This is a genomic window from Ruegeria sp. AA6 (genome assembly GCF_056542865.1).
In genome coordinates, this window is sequence record NZ_JBQGAN010000011.1 from 20975 (window position 1) to 38791 (window position 17817).

A 17817-nucleotide genomic window follows, 5' to 3' on the forward strand; every position below is an offset into this window, starting at 1 on the left:
GTCAGTAAGGTACGGTTACTGAAGCAGACCGGCTTCTTTATAGAACTTCTCGGCCCCCGGATGCAGCGGTACACCCAGCGCCTCGACACCATCCAGCGCCGTGTCGGGTGTGATCTGCTTGCCCTTGGCGTGGCCATTGTCCAGCAGCTTGCGGGTGTTGTCGTTCCATAGGGCCTTGGTCAGGCCATATACCAGTTCGTCGGACAGTTCCGAAGAAACAACCAACATTGCGCTGACCGCAGGGGTTTTAGTCTCACCGTCAATGCCTTCATAGACGCCCCCTGGGATGGTCGAGGGAATATAGGCCGGGATGATCTCGTTGATCTTCGCCATGTCTTCGTCTGTGAAGGAATGCAGGTTCATACCCTTGGTTGACGACAGCTGCACCATCGCGGCAACCGGCCAGCCTGCAGCGTAGAAATAGGCATCCAATTGTCCGTCAGCCAAACGCTCGGCGCTTTGGCTGTTGTTCAGTTCGGCCTCATCCATATTGTCGCGGTTGACGCCCCAGGCATCCAGCATCTGCAGCACGGCAACCTGTGTACCGGAACCGGCTTGCGCAATGCCTACGCGCTTGCCTTCCAGATCGCTCAGGTCGTTGATCGTTTGACCTGCGGGCAGAACCAGATGCAGGTCTTCGGGGAACAGGTTGGCCACGATGCGCAGATTGGGGTGGGGTTTGCCCTCGAACTTACCCTCGCCCAAATACATCGAGCGGGTAACGTCGGCCGCAGCCAGCCCGGCCTCCAATTCTCCGTTCTGAACAGCGGCGTTGTTGAAGACGGACGCGGTGGTGGATTGCGCGATAGCAATCAGGCCCGGAACACCACACTGGCCGCCTTCTTCGCACGGGCGCGATCCCGGAGGGGCGGAGATTCCGTTTGCGATGGTGCCGCCGATGGGGAAGTAGGTTCCGCCTGCACCACCAGTCCCGATGCGGAAAAAGGTTGGGTCCTGTGCCAGCGCAGGGGCGGCAAGCGCGCCTGCCAGGGCCAGTCCGGTCAAGCATTTCACAAATTTCATCATCATCTCCCTTGTTGGATCGTCGGATTCGGTTGGGCCGAATTTCGATCCTGCAAGCGTAATGGCAATTTTCATTAATACAAATTTGTTATATTTCACAAAACTAAAGTTTAGCTTATACATTTTACATGAATCTTACGCAGCTCACCGTTTTTCGCGAGGTGATGGAGACCGGCTCTATCTCTCAAACCGCCAAGAAACTGAACCGCACCCAACCAGCGATCAGCCTAGCCTTGAAGAACCTTGAAAGGGATCTGGGGCTGACACTGTTTGAACGTAAAGGGCGGCGGTTAGTGCCTGTTCCCGAAGCGCATTACCTATTGGCCGAAACCACAGGCATTCTGGACCGCCTTGCAACGATTTCCAGCACAATGGAGGGGCTGATCAAGGGACATTCCGGCAGCCTCAATATCGCGACAATGCCGGGCCCGTCCGCCTTTCTATTCCCACGTTTCATCAGTCAATCGGTCGGTGAGAACCCCGAGATTCGCATCACACTGTCAACGCGTAGTTCGCCTCAGATTATGGAGCTTGCGGGGACGCAGAACATAGATTTCGGCTTCGCTGATTTTGAACACTCGGCAGGAAAAAAACCTCAGTATTCGGCCGAGTTGATCCGAGCAGATTGTTTTTGTGCCGTAGATCGTGAAAGCCCGCTTGCCTCCCATAAGATCGTTTCCATTTCCGATCTTGATGGCGCTCCTATGGGAGGATTGCATGCAACGCATCCGTTCCAAAAAAAAATTCGGCAAAAGTTTCAGGAAGTATCAGCCAACTACAACCCAACAGTGACCTGTCAGTACTTTTTGCCGTTGATACCGTTTGTAAGCTCGGGTCAGTGTTATTCAATCGTGGATCCATTGACCGTCGCGACGGAACAAGCGCTAAACCTGTCCAACGGAAAGGTTGCTTTTTTACCTTTCAAACAACCGCTCAGATATGAATACGCTCTTCTTGAGCCTGATCACCGACCACCGTCGCAATTGGCTTTGAAGATCAAAGCTGGTTGGAAAGCCGAAGTATTAAAGATGTTGGAAGGGGTGAAAGCCAATCCCGATGCGGTAGGGATAGCTGAAGCGAGAAGCGAACAGAACTAAATTGGGTACTATCAGACGAATTAGAACTAGTCTCTGGTAGGCCAGTGAAGTTGTCGCTAGTACCGCGCCAAGTTCGCGCGAGTCGACAAGAGCGGCGGACCTTATCAACTTGAAGGTGTCTCAACTGGCAAGAGATCGCTCCGGGTTGAAGTGACTGTAGACGGAAAAGTGAACGGCGGCGAAATACTGCGAACTTCGCGTGCGCCTGAAACACTGCATCGAGCGTTCACAGAAAGTTGGGCCGGTTTCTTCTGAGATGAGTAACCCTGTGCTATGTTTTTCTGCACCTAACGACAGAGGTACAGTTTTCATGCGACCCCAAACGCGTAATAGCATTTTGACGCTTGGCATCGCCATTGCGTGTGTCGCTGCAATGGCGAACCTTGCTCTTGCCTCAGATGAAGAGTGTGGCGCACCCGACGAGTCTTGCAAACTAGACAACGGTGAATACTACGCGGCCTTGCCAAAGATTCCGGAAAAGGCGCCTGCCGTCATTTGGTTGCACGGTTTTGGGCGGTCTGGCAAGGCGATGATCCAGAATTCCGCCTATGTCGACCCTTTCATCCGGCGCGGCTACGCAGTGATTATGCCCAGCGGACAACCCAGTATAAATAACAAAGACCTCGATTGGGGGGTGGCTGACGGATATGATCTGGCACGCGACGATGTTGCCTTTCTCGGCGCTGTGCGCACCGACGCAGTGGAGCGGTTCGATATTGACCCGTCGCGAATACTGATCGCAGGCTTCTCTCGCGGTGGCTCGATGGTCTGGGACGTTGCATGCCAAGCGCCAGAGTTGGCGAAAGGCTTTGCTGCTGCGGCTGGGGCGTTTTGGGAACCCATGACCACAGAGTGCAATGCGCCCGTTCACCTGTTTCACGTTCACGGATTCAAAGACCGAATGGTGCCGTTCGAAGGACGACAACTGACATGGGAGGGTGTCGAATTCAACCAGGGTAATGTCATGAAGGGCGTGGACGTCTGGCGCCGCGAGAACGCTTGCTTGGGTAGTGCGGAGAACAGCATTGAGGACGATAATTCGATGCAGAAGGATTGGACAAATTGCGCCGCCGGCTCGATCCGGCTGAAAGTTACCAAAGACGGTCACGGCGTGCCCGATGGCTGGCGGAACGCGGTTCTGGACTGGTTCGAAGCGCTGCCTTGAGCACTGGAGGGGGCCACCGTCCCTGTGGGTATTGTGATCTGATTTGCATTCGGTGGCACCCAGCAGTTTTGTTGAAAGGATCCGAGAATGAAGGAACAGGTTTCTGATCACTATGGCCGCAGCCGCAGACTGATTGACCAGATAGCTGATGACCTGAGTAATACGGGCATTGACCCGACGAAACTGCGCGCCGCTGATTTTGAACCTATCGATGAGTTTCATTTTCGAGGCAGACAAGCGACTTTACAGTTGTTGGAGAAACTAGAGTTATCGCCAGGTTCAAACGTGCTTGATATTGGTAGTGGACTGGGTGGGGTCGCCAGAACAATTGCGGAAGAAGCAAGGGCCAAAGTTACAGGCATAGATCTGACGCAAGAGTTTTGCGACGCAGCTACAACCATTTCAGAGTGGGTCGATCTTGGTGAACAAACCACGTTTATTCAGGGGGATGCGACAAAGCTCCCATTTTCGGACAGCAGGTTTGATGGCGCGGCAACGGTTCATGTCGCAATGAACATCCCGGACAAACTTTCGGTGTACAAAGAGGCGCATCGTGTCCTGAAGCGCGGAGCACGATTTGGAGTTTATGACATACTACAGGGCGAAGGTGGTGACGTCGTATATCCGATGCCGTGGGCTATGGACGCCTCAATCAGCCATCTCGCGACCCCGAAGGAAATGGCCAGTTTTCTGCATGATGCTGGTTTTAAGATATTGGACGAAGAAGATTCGACGGCTGAAAGTTACGACTGGCTCAAAGCGCGAATTTCGAAGCCCAAGTCTGATCGCACCATGCCGGTTACGACGCAAATTCTATTTGGGAACATCGCCAATGATATGGTTCAGAACCAACTTCTGGCTCTGGACGAACGTCGTTTGTTAACATACCGCTTCATTTGCACGGCCTGACGATGAATGTGCGCTGGCGCTCGAACCAGCTTCTCTGCTGGATCTGCAAGCGCGGATCCCACTTAGATTGGGCAAATGGCACGAAGTTGAACCAAGGAAGGCGGCATAGCAGTGTGAGCTTGCTTCACTGCATGACTTGGCCGCTGATTGGTTCACAATTACGGCCAGTTGGTTGCGTCGGCCCTTGGCTTGCGGTTCAAAAACAATAAGAGGTTTGGTTACGATGGAACTGATTTACGTTGATGGCTCGCCATTTGCACGAGTGGTCAGAATTTTGGTTCATGAGTGGCGGCTTGTGGTTAAATGCGCTGAAGTGCCTTTTCCCTTGCCGCCTGAAACAGATGCATTGACCCCAATGGGGCAAGTGCCGCTCTTGATCCGAGAAGGCCTGCCTCCATTGTTTCCAACGCTCAACATAATAGAGCATCTGTCTTGTCTTGCCGCCGAAGACGTTCCGTTTCCTTATAACGATCAGACACGTGAGAATCTGGTCATTGCTCTTTCTGCTGGCGACGTATTGGCTCAAGCGGCATATCAGCAATGGTCCGGACTTGGCCAATCTGCCGAAAACGGATTGGGATTTGAACCGGGTGCGCGAAACTTGGAGAGATTCATCCGCACGATACTTTGGCTATCCGAAAAAACTGAAATCGAAGAGATTGCCAGTATGGTCGCCGCCGTTTTTCTATACTGGGCACGTGATCGCCAGATCGCCGGACTAGAATTGGCTGATGCGCGCTTTGATCGTTTTGAACCGTTGCTTTCTCGCCCAAGTTTCCAATTAACCAAACCCCGACCTTATGGACTTGTTGCTAACGATCAGTCAGCAGATGATCCCTTTGAGTGAACGTCTGCCGATAATTCTTTAAATCAAGCGTCCGCTTTTGGAGTAACTTGGGACCTCAAAAATCAGCTTCTCTGACCTCACCTATGTGCTACGGCTTCTCGTGATTTCGGCCAAAAAACTTCGACAACAACCGATCCCGACACAACAAAAATTGCCGCAAGCTGAAGCCACGTTGGGCTGTTGCCCAAAAAAACTATCGCCAAAACAGCTGCAATCACCGGCTTAAGAAAAAATATGTAAGAGGCGCGCGTCATGTCTGTGGCCGCCGCCAGCCCCCCGAACCATAGAAGTTGCGTGATCGTTGTGTTCCAAAGCCCCAGTACAATCAGCGACCAGAATGCAACCGCGGGCATTTCGGCAAGCCTCAATGGATTAACCCAATTACCCCAAAAGATGCCAACGCCGATCCACAATCCAATTGCGCCGATTGCAATTGCCAGCGTGGTGATCCGCATTCCGCCGTGGCGCACCATGAGCGGTTTGGCCATTACGGAGTAACCCGCTACGAGGGCTGCACAGAGAATTGCCATTAGAACACCCCAAAGAGATTTACCTCCCGCGGTCAGCACATCCAGGTATCCATCCGTGAGAAGCGCGGCCACACCAGCCACGGCAAGAATGCCGGTGATTATTTTAACTGCAGAGATCGGGGTACGATTGACCAACAGATTTAACAGCCCGACGAAAATCGGGATCGTTGTCACTAGTGTTGCCACCTGTATCACGCTGGCGAAGTCCAGCGACCAGTGAAAGAAAAGATAGGCGAGAGAAACTCCAAGCAGCGACAGTGGCACCAAAATCCGCCAATCCTCACGCAATGGGGTCAAAAGGTCGCGCGTATCGCTGCGCATCATTGACCAACTGACTAGCCCGACAGCGCCGATCAAATAACGCCATACAGAAACCTCCGGGCCAGCAACTCCGGTCAATTTGGCAAAGAACTCTGAACTTGCGTGACCGCATACGCCCACAAATACTGCTAGATAGGCCCATTTGGCGGGGATGTTCATTGCTGTTCGATCTCCTCTCCAAAGTTTGCCAGGCTTTCAACAAGGCGTTCCGGTCGTTCAAGTGGCTGTAGGTGGCCAGCGTTTTCCCAATCCTCCCTGCGAGCCTCGGGCAATTCAGAAAACAATCGATCTATGACTTCGACGTCCCGGAAGACACGGTCGTGCATGCCAGTTATCGAGAGAACCGGAAGATCAAGAGACGACCACGGAAAATCCCAATCTGTGTCGACGGAATTCCGCATCAAATTGGCGTGCCCATGCATTTGGTCGAGTGGTTCATATGGGCCCCTGAGGAAATTTGGTCTAACATTAGAGGCAAAGTCGGGGTTGGTCAGAAGTGGCATCATCAGCCCCATGAATAAAGAAGCTCCCCCTTTCTCGACATAGTGCGGAAGCGCATCGTTAATCCATGCAATACGTGGGTTAATCTCGCGCAAAGTATTCAGCAAAATAATCCCGCTGGCCGGCGCGCCCGCGGCATAGGCCTGAGACGCGTACAGCCCACCTATGGACAGACCGGTCAGAATTGATGTTGCTGGCGCAACCTCTCTGAGAAGGTGAACCAAGTCACCAATAATCAATTCATTAGTTAGCTCTAGTTCCGGGCTGAAGCGCGATTTGCCCTGCCCCCGAAAATTATAGCTGAGCGTCCCAAAGCCGCGCTTCCGAAGGTCAGGTGCAACTTTAGCCTCCCAGTGATCGGTCGATCCTGTAAGCGCATTAATGAACACAAAGGTTGGCGCTTCGGATCGCGTTGGTGCCGAGTGGAGATAGAAAACTGAATTGTTTGCATCAATGTGGAGATCCGCCATGCGTCGCTCCCCCAAGCCATACGACAGCTTACAGCATGAAACGGTTTTGACCAACTTATCCGACCGCGAGCAGTACCTGTTACCGGCGCAGATGATTGACATCTGGCTCAGAACTCCCGCACCTTGCAACTACCTTCCGTGGCTGCCAGCATCCCCAAACCGGACATTGGCGTTTTCGACTAATTACTGCACAATAACAAAAGGCAAACTGAACCAACGCATTTTTCTGCGGGTCAGAGAATATGGAAAAAGACCGCAACACCGGCCCGAACGGGCCAAACTTCGTTGCGCGAAGCGTCGCCGGGATCGCCCTTTCGGTTCGGGTCAAACTGCTTGTCGCGTTTTTAGGCATTACCTGCCTGCTTGTCGGATTGACGCTTTTTGGCCTCTATTCTCTGCATCACGCTAATGTAAGGACAGAAGCGATGGTCCGCGATCAGGAGCGTATTGCGTTTTTGACCGACACCTACGCAACCATTTCCAACTTGCAGGCTTACCTACTGGCAACCTTTTTGCCGCCAAAGTCCATAAACGTGGTTGGTGACGGCGGTCTTTTCATTACCGCTGCTGCCAGCGCCTACAACATCGCATCGGCGCTGGAACGCGATCTGGGGGTCGGTGCCCGGCGTTTTGGACAGCCAGGCATGCCTGACGAAAGTTTCATTGCGCAGCTGCGCTCGGACCTGGCGCCAATCATACCAGTCACACTGGAAATGAGGCGTTTGGACCGCGACGGTGATGTTCAGGCCGCCGCCGAGTACGGCATCGAAAACGGTTTTGAGCGTCTTCAGGCGATGCAGCGCGATGTTTATACCGCCGCGCAACGTATCGAGAACGAGATGCGGGACCGGGCACGTACGACGACACAGGCCTATCTAACCTCACGTCAAAACATCGTAGCGGCGGCGCTAATTGCAGTTGGAGTTGCGCTTTTACTTGGGTATTCGATCTCTTCCTCCCTTCTTTGGCCAATTCAACGCATTCGCGTGGCCCTTGGGAAGCTGTCCAAAGGTGGATTCGATGAAAGGGTTAGCGTGCCCAATCGGGATGAGCTTGGCGAGCTGGCCCATCATGTAAATCAAACAAGTGAAAAGCTAGGAAACCTCTACGAGCAAGTCGAGGCACAAAAATCGAAACTGGCCGAATGGAACGCTGCGCTGGAAACGCGGGTGGCAGAACAAGTTGAAGAGATCGAGCGCACCAACCGCCTGAAGCGCTTCCTGCCCGCTCAAGTGGCTACGATGATTATTGGCGCCTCGGATGAAGAAGACGTGCTTCGAACACACAGAGCAGAGATCACGGTTCTGTTCGCCGATTTGCGAGGATTTACGGCATTTGCAACAGCCGCAACTCCGGATCAGGTAATTGAAGTTCTCAACACGTTTCACGGCACTTGCGGACCACTTGTCGAGGCACATGGAGGAACAGTGGAACGGTTTCTGGGCGATGGTCTATTGGTTCTGTTTGGAGCTCCGGTTCCTGTGGAGAACGCAGCGCAAAAAGCTGTAGACTTGGCTCAGGACATGCAAAGTAAAGTACGCGAAGCGATGGTCCCGTTCAAAGCCGGGGCAGACGGGCGAATACTTGGGCTGGGAATTGGGATCGCAACTGGCGCGGCTACGATGGGCCAAATTGGCTTCGAAAGTCGTCTGGACTACTCTGCCATCGGCCCGGCACCTAATCTCGCTGCAAGACTCTGCGACATCGCCAAAGATGGTCAGACACTCATCTCACACGCCACTGCTTGGCAGGTGAACGGCGAAATGATGCCGGCAGGTCCGTTTGATCTAAAAGGTATCGGTTCGAACATAGCCGCGTTCGAACTCATGAGTCGGTAAAGAGCAGCCCGCACAGGGCGATGACGCAAGGATCTCAGGGAAGTTTTATTATTGGCCTGTCCGACAATGAAGATATTGGCTCGTAATGTTGGTTTGATTATGCGGCGTGTTTGCAGTGGTGCAATCGGCGCGCTTCGAGTGTTTTCTGTTTGATCCTATCTCGTGGTTTCAGAATGGCATTGTCTCGCCCTAAGTAGGCGTCTGCTGGTGTTACGTTGTTCAGGCTCTCGTGGCAGCGCGGATGATTGTAGTGATCGATGAAGGCCGCGATCTGGGCTTCAAGATCGCCGGGCAAGAAGTAGCTTCACAGTAAAATGCGGTTCCTGAGTGTCTGATGCCAGCGTTCAGTCTTGCCTTGGGTCTTTGGATGATACGTGCACCGCGTGAGTTCTTCATGCCTTTGTTCTGCAACCACGCGGCTACGTCGCTCGAGACGTATCGAATGCGATGTGTCTAACGAGGCTCAGGTGCGATCAATGGTTGAAACCACTGTCTCCAAACTTGGTCGACTTGATTACCCATGCATCACACTGTTTTCCCGACCTAAGCTCCCGCAATTTCACCGACGAAGCATTTGCTCGCAGCTGAGAGGCATCGCGTTTCACCAGTCAGGGGATTTGCCAGAGGTGCTACTGCAAGGACCGAAACCACAAAAAGATCGGAACTACAGAAATTCAGAAAAATTTTATTATTTTTCAAGACAATATACGTTCCACCACGCGCCGCCCGAAATCATGTGTTGGTCCTTCCCAATGCGGGCTGAGGCGGCCGCCGTCGTAGACAGGGGACATTCGGCCCTGCTGCAGTAGTTCGAGCATACCAAGATCCTCACGGTTCAGATCCTCCCACATCTGAATCAGTTCGGCCCGCGCGTCTGCATGGCTGTCCGAGGTGGCGGCATCACCGATAAGGAAGACATGCAGCTCTTCACGGGTCTTGTTTGGGGCTACCGGATAGCTGACCAGCACTGTGAACTGATCGGGGAAAACCTCTGCGGCAAAATGCGGGAAGCATAGGAACCACAGACCCCGCTTCGCGTCTCGTTCAGACAGGCCCGGGTAATGTGGCAGACGATCGCCGCGACCTTCACCCAATTCGGGGAAGATATAGTCGTTGTAAAACACGTGCCGATCCCATTCACCAGACCAACGTACGTTCATCGGCGCGAACTTCAGCAATTTTGGATGCACGGAAAAGACATGATAGCCTTCCATGTAATTCTCGTAGACCAGCTTCCAATTGGCCTCGACCTCGAAATCGATCTTCCCGGCCCAGCGGATCGATTTGAAGTCATAGCCCCGCGTGCGCTCAAGCATGGGTTTCAGCCAGTCCAGCAGCGGTTCTGCGTCCCCCGAAATGTTGACAAAGATACAGCCATTCCAGACCTCACATCGCACCGCCACCAAATCGAGTTTGTCGCCACCCCCGTCCTCGAAGCGGTCAGTGACATCCGGTCCGCTAAAATGTGGCCGTGCCCGCAGCTTGCCGTTCAGGCCATAGACCCAAGCGTGATAGGGGCATGTCAAGGTTGATCTCTTGCAAGGTTCGGTGACAAGTCTTGCACCGCGATGGCGACACACATTGTGTAATGCGCGAATTTCTTCGTGCTGGTCACGTAAGATTATCAGCTGCGCTCCACCAATTTCGATCGGTTTCATGTCTCCGCGCTCGGGCAATTCTGCGGTCGCTCCAGCAAAAACCCATGACCGGCGAAAGCAATGCTCCTGTTCCAGTGCCAACCATTCCTCGGACCAATAGGCCGCATTCGGCAGACCGCTGGCCTCCTCAATTGGGGCAAATGTCCGAGCGAACCCTTCCTCGCCCAGCAATGCCTTAACCTTTTTGAGGACCGGCGTGTCGGTGGACTGACCGTTCATGGGGCCTCCATTTAGAGAATTCTTGCGCCATGAGGAAAATTATGCACGGTAATTTTTCATGTACGTCAAGGAAAATCACAAAACAGGTACACAGGACTCGCTCAGTAAGCTGGGTGAAGACCTGCGTGCCCTGCGCAAAGCCCAGAGTATGACATTGAACGATTTGTCAGCAGCGTCGGGGCGGTCGGTATCGTTTCTGTCCAAGATCGAACGTGGGTTGGCGCGTCCCTCGGTAACGGCCCTGCAAGAGGTGGCAGAAGCATTGGGGGTTCCGGTGGGCTGGTTCTTTGAGACGGACGGTCCCGTCCCTGCCGAAGAGCGACCCTTCATCGTACGCGCTGATCGACGTCGCAAGCTGACCTATTCGGGGCTGTCGGGCACAGATTACATGGGGTTCGAAGATCACTTGCTTTCTGCCAGCCTGGACCGGCAATTAGCGATGGGCATTTCCACCTATGAACCCGGAGGCAGCACCGGTGACGACCTCTACACCCATGAAGGGGAAGAGGCCGGGATGGTGCTGCAGGGCGAGATCGAACTGACGCTGGATAACAGGGTTTTTCGCTTGCAAACCGGCGACAGCTTTAGCTTTTCCGCTGACATCCCACACCGATATCGCAATCCTGGCACTGTCGAGGCGCAAATCGTCTGGGCCAACACACCGGTTACCTTGAAAAGGTAGGATATGACAGAACACGCGCGGGTAGTTGTGATCGGCGGGGGCAATATGGGTGCCAGCGTTCTGTATCACATTGCCCAATTTGGCTGGACCGATTGTATCCTGATCGAGAAGGCCGAATTGACCAGCGGGGCCACTTGGCACGCGGCGGGTCTTGTCAGTCGCATGGTCGGCGGACACGCGCTTGGTTCGATTCATGACTACGCTGTGGATCTATATAAGCAAATTGAAAGGGAAACTGACGTCGGCGTAAGTTGGCACAATTGCGGTTCGCTCCGGGTGGCAACCAGCCCCGATCACATGGATTGGATCAACCATATTCGCGATGCTGTTCTCGCACGAGGTCAAGAGGCGCATATCATCGATCGGGCGGAAGTCGCACGGCTGAACCCGCTTTACGATGTCGAGGCAGCGGGCGTTTTGGGAGCACTCTACACCCCTGATGACGGCCACGTAGATCCCTCTGGCACCTGTCAGGCCATGGCGAAAGGCGCTCGACAACTTGGTGCGAAGGTGCGACGCAATTGCCGCGCGACCAGCTTGCGTCAATTGCCTTCGGGGGAATGGCAAGTCGATACTGAACAAGGCACAATCATCGCCGAGCATGTCGTCAACGCCGCCGGTTATCACGCGCGGCAGGTCGGTGCGATGGTCGGGCTGGACCTACCAATTACAACTATGTTGCATCACTACGCAGTGACCGATGCCGTGCCGGAATTTGCGGCAATGGACCACGAGATACCTGTCACCCGCGACGATTATTTCTGCGGCTATGTCCGGCGCGAACAAGGGTCCGCTCTTGTCGGGCTGTATGATAAGCAAGACCCGCAATCGGTCTGGCTGGATGGTTGTCCGTGGGACAGTGCAAACGAGCTATTTGAACCCAACTGGGACAACATCACCCCGTGGCTGGAAAACTGTTTCGAACGGATGCCCGCGCTGATGAACCGGGGTATCAAGCGCGTAGTGAACGGCGGTATCACCTATACACCCGACGGCGCGATGATGCTGGGACCGGCACCGGGTTTGCGGAACTACTGGCTGGCCTGCGGTGCGACCGTGGGCATTGCCTGGGGTCCGGGTGCCGGGCGCGCCTTGGCACAGTGGATGGTGGATGGATCAGCTGACATATCCACCCGCGCTTTCGACCCGCGCCGCTTCGGAGTTTGGGCCAACGCCCATTATGCCCGGGCGCGCGCGACCGAGGATTACACCTTGCGGCAGGCAATGCCGTATCCGCAGTTGCAGCGAGAAAGTTGTCGCGAGATCCGCGTTTCCGGCGTGCATACCCGCACCAAGGCGCTGCACGCTGTGTTTGAAGAGGTTGGCGGCTGGGAACGTCCACGGGTTTACGGCAAGCCTGAATGGGAGTGCAAGGAACCGCAATCCTGGAGGCGCGGCCCTTCGTGGGAAGCCGCCGTGAAAGAGGCCCGCGCGGTGCATGAGGGTGTTGGTATTGGCGACTTCTCGGCCTTTTCCAAGTTCGAAATCACAGGCCCCGAAGCCGAAGCCTATCTAAACCGTCTCTGCGCCAATCGGATGCCCAAAAGTGTCGGCGGCACATGCCTGACACTGCTTCTCAATGAACAAGGCACGATCGAGGGCGAAGCGACGATTGCGCGGCTAGCCGAGGATCGGTTCTGGTTTGTCACCGGTGGTCCGTCTGAGCGCCGCGTCTGGGACTGGATCACCATCCATCAGCGCGGTTCGGAGGATGTGACCTTACGCAACAAGTCTGACGATTGGGGCATCCTGACTGTGGCCGGACCTAAAGCACGCGAGGTGCTTGCACCGCTCAGCAACGCTTCGCTGAACAATGCGGAATTCGGCTGGCTGAAAGCACGCGAGATGTCGGTCGCAGGGGTCAAGCTGATCGCGTTGCGCCTGTCCTTCTCGGGTGAATTGGCTTGGGAACTGCACGCGCCCATGGCTCAGCTCGGCACGCTTTGGGATGTGCTTTGGGACAAAGGACAGCCCCACGGAATGTTGCCGTTCGGATCAAAAGCGCTCGAGATGATGCGCATGGAAAAAGCCTATCGCAGCGGGCATGAATTGGCCAATGACGCCAGTCCCGTTCACACCGACCAGATGCGATTTGTTAAGTTCGACAAAGAGTTTGTCGGCAAAGAGGCCCTGACCAAACTGGCCGAGGCGGGAACCTCTTCGGTCATCGCGTATTTGGACATCCTGATGGAAGGCACAGATGTGCTGGGCGGAGAGGCGGTCTATCTGGACGGAGAAAAGGTCGGATCGGTGTCCTCGGGCGGCTTTGGCCCGGTCACAGGGCGCAATCTGGCCTTTGCCTTTGTGAAACCGCACGCCGCACTGCCGGGGACAGAGCTTGAGGTGATCGTGTTCGGCCATATGCACAAAGCCACCGTGCTGGCCGATGCGGTTTTTGACCCGCAAAACATGCGTCTGCGCGACGTCGAGTATGCGTGAGGGAGGTCCGAGATGATGCGCCATGAACCGTTTGCCGAATTCTCTAAGGCCGTTCTGACTGCACCCGACATCAACTGGACCAAGCTGAACGACTACCGCATGGGTCGCATTCGTGAAGCCATGGTGGAAAAAGATGTAGAACTAGCTGTCATTACCAACCCGCTGACCATGTGCTATGCGGTGAACTACCATGAATACATGCAGTTCCAGGCCCGCATCCCGCTGATGATGCTGATGATCTTTGCTGACGGGCCGGTGGTTTTCAGTGGCGCGTTTATCAAGGATCTGGATCACGTAACCGAATATATCCCGATGTTTGGTCTAGCTCCGTTCCTTGCTGGTTTTGACCAGGAGGAGAACACACACAAGTTCGTGGATTTTGTCAAAGGTCGTCTCGCTGGAAAAGGGCGCTGCCGTGTGGCAGTCGACCGCTTGGATGCCTCTGCAGTGCAAGGTTTGATGCAGGCAGGGTTCGAGGTTGTCGACGCGCCCGGCTTTTTGGAGAAAGCCCGCTCGATCAAATCTGAGGAGGAGATCACGCTCTGCCGTTACGCCATCGACGTTGCACAGCTGGGCATTACCAAGATGCACGAGGCGTTCCAGCCCGGTATCTCGGAAAACGAACTGTGGAGCATCCTAAGCCAGGTTAACATCGCGCATGGCGGCCTTTGGTCCGAAGCACGGATGCTGGCCTCGGGTGAGCGTACCAATCCATGGCTGCAAGAGGCAGGAGAACGCCGCGTTCAGAAGGGTGAGCTTTTGGGGTTTGACACCGACATGGTCGGCCCTTTTGGTTATATGTCCGACATTTCCCGCACCTGGTTCTGCGGCGAGGGGAAGGCTCCTGATGATTTCCGCGATCTCTACAAGCGAGCTCTTGATGAGATCGAGCACAACAAGGCCAATGTGCGCCCAGGTGTGTCATTCAAGGAATTGGTGGACAATAGCTTCCGCCACCCCGAAGAGTTCCACGCCCACCGATACCCCTGCATCATGCACGGTGTGGGGATGTGCGACGAATATCCGTATGTTCCCTATCCACAGGATTGGGACCAAATCGGCTACGACGGGATCATCGAGGAAAACATGATGATCTGCGTTGAAGGATATGTGGGTTCAGATCGGGGTGGTAGCGGCGTCAAGATCGAGCATCAGTTTCTGGTCACCAAAGACGGGCTCGAACAGCTTGACACTTATCCCTATGACGAAAGTCTGTTGAGATGATGAGGGCGTCGCATCCAAGCTAAAAAGTGATGATATGAACGCCGAACCCATTATTGCGCGGGGTTGCTATCCTGGTGATGGCCCAATGGACAATTTAACGCCAAGCTACTGGCTGAAATCAAAACATACGCAGCGTCTTTCTGAAAACCTCGGGTTGTTCAGATCAGAAACACACCATACCGGACATAGGTTATCCCAAAAATGTAGGACAACGAAATTCAAAAGCGGGTTTTGCTGCACAAGCCGAACCCAACAAAATCGTAAGCCGAAATATTGTAAAAGCCTTAGTCGAACTTGAGATTTTGACACTCGATTCAGAAAATATAGCTGATAGTTATTGGAGTTCGCCAGTTTTCCTAAACATAACGGCGAAACACTTCGGTAGGTGAAGATCGCCCGGAAACTGTTTGTCTCCCGCACCCAATACAGCCGTTAAACTATCAACGGGGCGCTGTCAGACAAAATCGAAACAGTCTCAGCTAGGCCAGTATTGCTGCCCTTTATGCCGTACCAATTTCCCACCACTCGGCAAGAGCGGCGGGTGCGTGTCAGCTTGAAGGTGTCTCTGCTGGCTAGCGATCTTTCCTGATTAAAATGGTTATAGACGGAGGAGTGAACGGAAGCGAATTTCTGTAAACTTCGCATGCGCCTAAACCGTTGCATCGCTCGTTCGCGTCGTCGGAAAGGAAGGTGTGAATTCTCAACGCGGTTATTGAGCCACCCGCCCGTCTGCTGTTTTTCGGTGGCACCAAGTTCTCTGAGAACGGCCCGATATGATGCGAAGCGATCCGTGACGACGTTTTCCGCATCACCGCGTCGCTTCATCAATTTCTTGAGGAATTTCAGTGCTGCGGCTTTGTTTCGGGCCTGGAGACCACGTCTTCCAGCACCTCGCCTTCGCTATCAACGGCCCGCCAAAGATAATGACGCTGGCCATTCACCTTCGCAAAAACCTCGCCCACATGTCCTTTCTATTTGGAGAACGCGCGCAGTTGCTGAACACGCTTCCGTCAAATCTCAGCAGCAAACATCGGGCCGAAACGGTTCTGCCAGTAGCGCACAGTTTTTTTCTGGTCACGTCGATGCCACGCTCGTGCAAAAGGTCTTCTGCCCTGCGAATTGATAGTGGGACTGAACATATAGCATCACGGCCAGACGAATGACCTCTTTCCATCTCAACCCGAGTTCTTTTGACAAGACCGAAATCAATCTCTGGGCGCGATCTTCAGAAACTGAGCAGGATTGTCGACCACTGATTTTTTGGTGCGAGCAGGTTTTTCTGCGTAATCGCATGGCATTTTTGCTTTTGGCTCGAAACAGCCATCTAAGACTTTTGGGCATGTGCCTGCTTACTGGCAGGCAGCTGTCATTCCTTGGATGTTTGCAGGTCATCCAATGACATTGGCGAATATCTCGCCAAGCGTGCTTAAGATCAGCGACGAACGAAGGTGCAGGCCCCAGAATGAATGACAAATCCCAATTTCCGTATCAATACCTTCCGATCAATTGGGTGGGCGGCGATGACGTCCGACAAATGAGAACCAGCCTCAGACCGAACTCCCCTGACAGGACGGAACCATCTTCACACAAACCTGTTCACGTAGTTTTCCAGAACCTCCTGGCGACCAGACTTTGGCTTCGGGTTAATACCCTCATCTATAACCCGGGCGGATACTTGTTCCAGACTGCTTTCTAACATTGACGCCGCCTTTGGGGTGTTCCAACCAGAATACCTATCCGAAAGCGCGGCATCCAAACCACCGTCTTCAATCATTGCCGCGGCAGCCTTTAAACCACGCGCACAGTTGTCCATTCCGCCGACATGAGCAGCCACCAGATCACTGGCATCAATTGACTGTCGGCGTATTTTTGCGTCGAAATTTGTGCCTCCAGTCCTAAAGCCCCCTGCTTTAAGAATGTGATAGTAGGCCATTGCAACTTCGGCAGCATTGTTGGGGAATTGATCAGTATCCCATCCAGACTGGTAATCGTTACGATTCATATCAATCGACCCCAGCATTCCTTCGGCGGCGGCAACCGCAATTTCATGTTCGAAACTATGGCCCGCAAGGATGGCATGGCCCTGCTCGAGGTTCAGTTGCACTTCATTTTCCAACCCATATTTTCTGAGAAATCCTATGCAAGTCGCGGCGTCATAGTCGTATTGGTGTTTGGACGGCTCCTGAGGTTTTGGCTCTACGAGAATGGCACCTTTGAAGCCGATCTTGTGTTTGTACTCCACGACCATGTTCAGAAACCGGCCCATGTGATCCAGCTCGGTTTTCATATCCGTGTTCAAGAGGGTTTCGTATCCTTCACGCCCCCCCCAGAGAACATAATTGTCACCGCCCAGTTTGTGGGTAGCGTCCAGACACGACTTTACTGTAGCCGCTGCGAACGCGAATACGTCGGGATCTGGGTTCGTGCTGGCTCCGGCCATCCAGCGACGATGACTAAACATATTGGCCGTCCCCCAAAGCAACTTGGTTCCAGACACCTGCATCTTTTCACCGATGTAATCGGTGATTTCTTCCAGCGTTCTCAGGTTGTCGGCGAAGTTTCCTTGTTCCGGGCGGATGTCAGCGTCGTGCCAGCAAAAGAACGGTTGGCCAAGAATTTCAAACATTTCGAAGGCGATATCCGCTTTCATGCGCGCCCGCCCCATATCGTCCTGTGGGTGCCAAGGACGCTCAAAGGTAGGGCCACCAAAAGGATCGCCACCTTCCCACGCGAAAGAGTGCCACCACGCCACCGCAAATCGCAGATGGTCTTCCATGCGTTTTCCCATGACAAACTCATCTGGATTATAATGTCGGAAGGCCATCGGATTATCGCTTTCCGCACCCTCATACTGAATCTGATCGATCCCGTCGAAAAATCCGCTTGCCATACTT

13 protein-coding genes and 2 pseudogenes are annotated in these 17817 nt (G+C 53.9%); 8 read left to right on the plus strand and 7 right to left on the minus strand.

The window, feature by feature from the left end; genetic code table 11:
* Window positions 1-15: 15 nt before the first annotated feature.
* Complete coding sequence (locus ACR0LN_RS13815) at window positions 16-1023, minus strand: TAXI family TRAP transporter solute-binding subunit (protein WP_170336470.1); 1008 nt, start codon at window positions 1021-1023, stop codon at window positions 16-18.
* 128 nt (window positions 1024-1151) lie between these two features.
* Here ACR0LN_RS13815 and ACR0LN_RS13820 point away from each other — a divergent pair, with 128 nt between their 5' ends.
* The 4 genes from ACR0LN_RS13820 to ACR0LN_RS13835 all read left to right on the plus strand — a co-directional run bounded on the left by ACR0LN_RS13820 (window position 1152) and on the right by ACR0LN_RS13835 (window position 5041).
* Window positions 1152-2120, plus strand: coding sequence for a LysR family transcriptional regulator (locus ACR0LN_RS13820; RefSeq protein WP_480430389.1), 969 nt, complete (start codon window positions 1152-1154; stop codon window positions 2118-2120).
* Between the two features lie 310 nt (window positions 2121-2430).
* Window positions 2431-3285, plus strand: a complete 855-nt coding sequence (locus tag ACR0LN_RS13825) for a CE1 family esterase (protein WP_480430390.1) — start codon at window positions 2431-2433, stop codon at window positions 3283-3285.
* Window positions 3286-3372: 87 nt separating this feature from the next.
* The gene (locus ACR0LN_RS13830; RefSeq protein ID WP_480430391.1) at window positions 3373-4194 is read left to right on the plus strand and encodes a class I SAM-dependent methyltransferase; all 822 of its coding nucleotides are present in this window, start codon (window positions 3373-3375) and stop codon (window positions 4192-4194) included.
* Window positions 4195-4417: 223 nt separating this feature from the next.
* Window positions 4418-5041 carry a glutathione S-transferase N-terminal domain-containing protein gene (locus tag ACR0LN_RS13835; RefSeq protein WP_480430392.1) on the plus strand — a complete coding sequence of 208 codons (624 nt, stop codon included), beginning with the start codon at window positions 4418-4420 and terminating at the stop codon, window positions 5039-5041.
* Between the two features lie 77 nt (window positions 5042-5118).
* On the opposite strand, the gene ACR0LN_RS13840 is transcribed toward ACR0LN_RS13835, so the two are convergent.
* Together ACR0LN_RS13840 and ACR0LN_RS13845 are read right to left on the minus strand one after the other, a co-directional pair.
* A complete protein-coding gene (locus ACR0LN_RS13840) occupies window positions 5119-6051 on the minus strand; it encodes a DMT family transporter (RefSeq protein WP_480430393.1) in 933 nt (310 codons plus the stop codon).
* On the minus strand, window positions 6048-6863 hold the full coding sequence (locus ACR0LN_RS13845; RefSeq protein ID WP_480430394.1) for an alpha/beta fold hydrolase: 816 nt from the start codon (window positions 6861-6863) through the stop codon (window positions 6048-6050). The genes ACR0LN_RS13840 and ACR0LN_RS13845 overlap by 4 nt, the downstream gene beginning before the upstream one ends.
* A gap of 242 nt (window positions 6864-7105) precedes the next feature.
* Between ACR0LN_RS13845 and ACR0LN_RS13850 the strand changes: the two genes are divergently transcribed.
* Entirely contained in the window at window positions 7106-8701 is a 1596-nt protein-coding gene (locus ACR0LN_RS13850) for an adenylate/guanylate cyclase domain-containing protein (protein ID WP_480430396.1), read from the plus strand.
* 97 nt (window positions 8702-8798) lie between these two features.
* Here ACR0LN_RS13850 and ACR0LN_RS13855 read toward each other — a convergent pair.
* Window positions 8799-9139 (minus strand): annotated as a pseudogene (locus tag ACR0LN_RS13855) (integrase core domain-containing protein); the annotation flags it as partial.
* Window positions 9140-9396: 257 nt separating this feature from the next.
* A complete protein-coding gene (locus ACR0LN_RS13860) occupies window positions 9397-10578 on the minus strand; it encodes an aromatic ring-hydroxylating oxygenase subunit alpha (protein WP_480430397.1) in 1182 nt (393 codons plus the stop codon).
* Window positions 10579-10636: 58 nt separating this feature from the next.
* Between ACR0LN_RS13860 and ACR0LN_RS13865 the strand changes: the two genes are divergently transcribed.
* Genes ACR0LN_RS13865 through ACR0LN_RS13875 form a run of 3 tightly spaced genes read left to right on the plus strand, consistent with a single transcriptional unit; the run spans window position 10637 to window position 14923 of the window.
* Complete coding sequence (locus tag ACR0LN_RS13865) at window positions 10637-11260, plus strand: cupin domain-containing protein (RefSeq protein WP_480430399.1); 624 nt, start codon at window positions 10637-10639, stop codon at window positions 11258-11260.
* Between the two features lie 3 nt (window positions 11261-11263).
* Window positions 11264-13699 carry a GcvT family protein gene (locus ACR0LN_RS13870; RefSeq protein WP_480430401.1) on the plus strand — a complete coding sequence of 812 codons (2436 nt, stop codon included), beginning with the start codon at window positions 11264-11266 and terminating at the stop codon, window positions 13697-13699.
* 12 nt (window positions 13700-13711) lie between these two features.
* A complete protein-coding gene (locus ACR0LN_RS13875; RefSeq protein ID WP_480430403.1) occupies window positions 13712-14923 on the plus strand; it encodes a M24 family metallopeptidase in 1212 nt (403 codons plus the stop codon).
* Between the two features lie 500 nt (window positions 14924-15423).
* Here the strand turns inward: ACR0LN_RS13875 and ACR0LN_RS13880 are convergent.
* Window positions 15424-16132, minus strand: a pseudogene (locus tag ACR0LN_RS13880) (IS6 family transposase).
* A 373-nt stretch (window positions 16133-16505) separates the two neighbouring features.
* The gene (gene xylA, locus ACR0LN_RS13885; protein ID WP_480430404.1) at window positions 16506-17813 is read right to left on the minus strand and encodes a xylose isomerase; all 1308 of its coding nucleotides are present in this window, start codon (window positions 17811-17813) and stop codon (window positions 16506-16508) included.
* Between the last annotated feature and the right edge of the window lie 4 nt (window positions 17814-17817).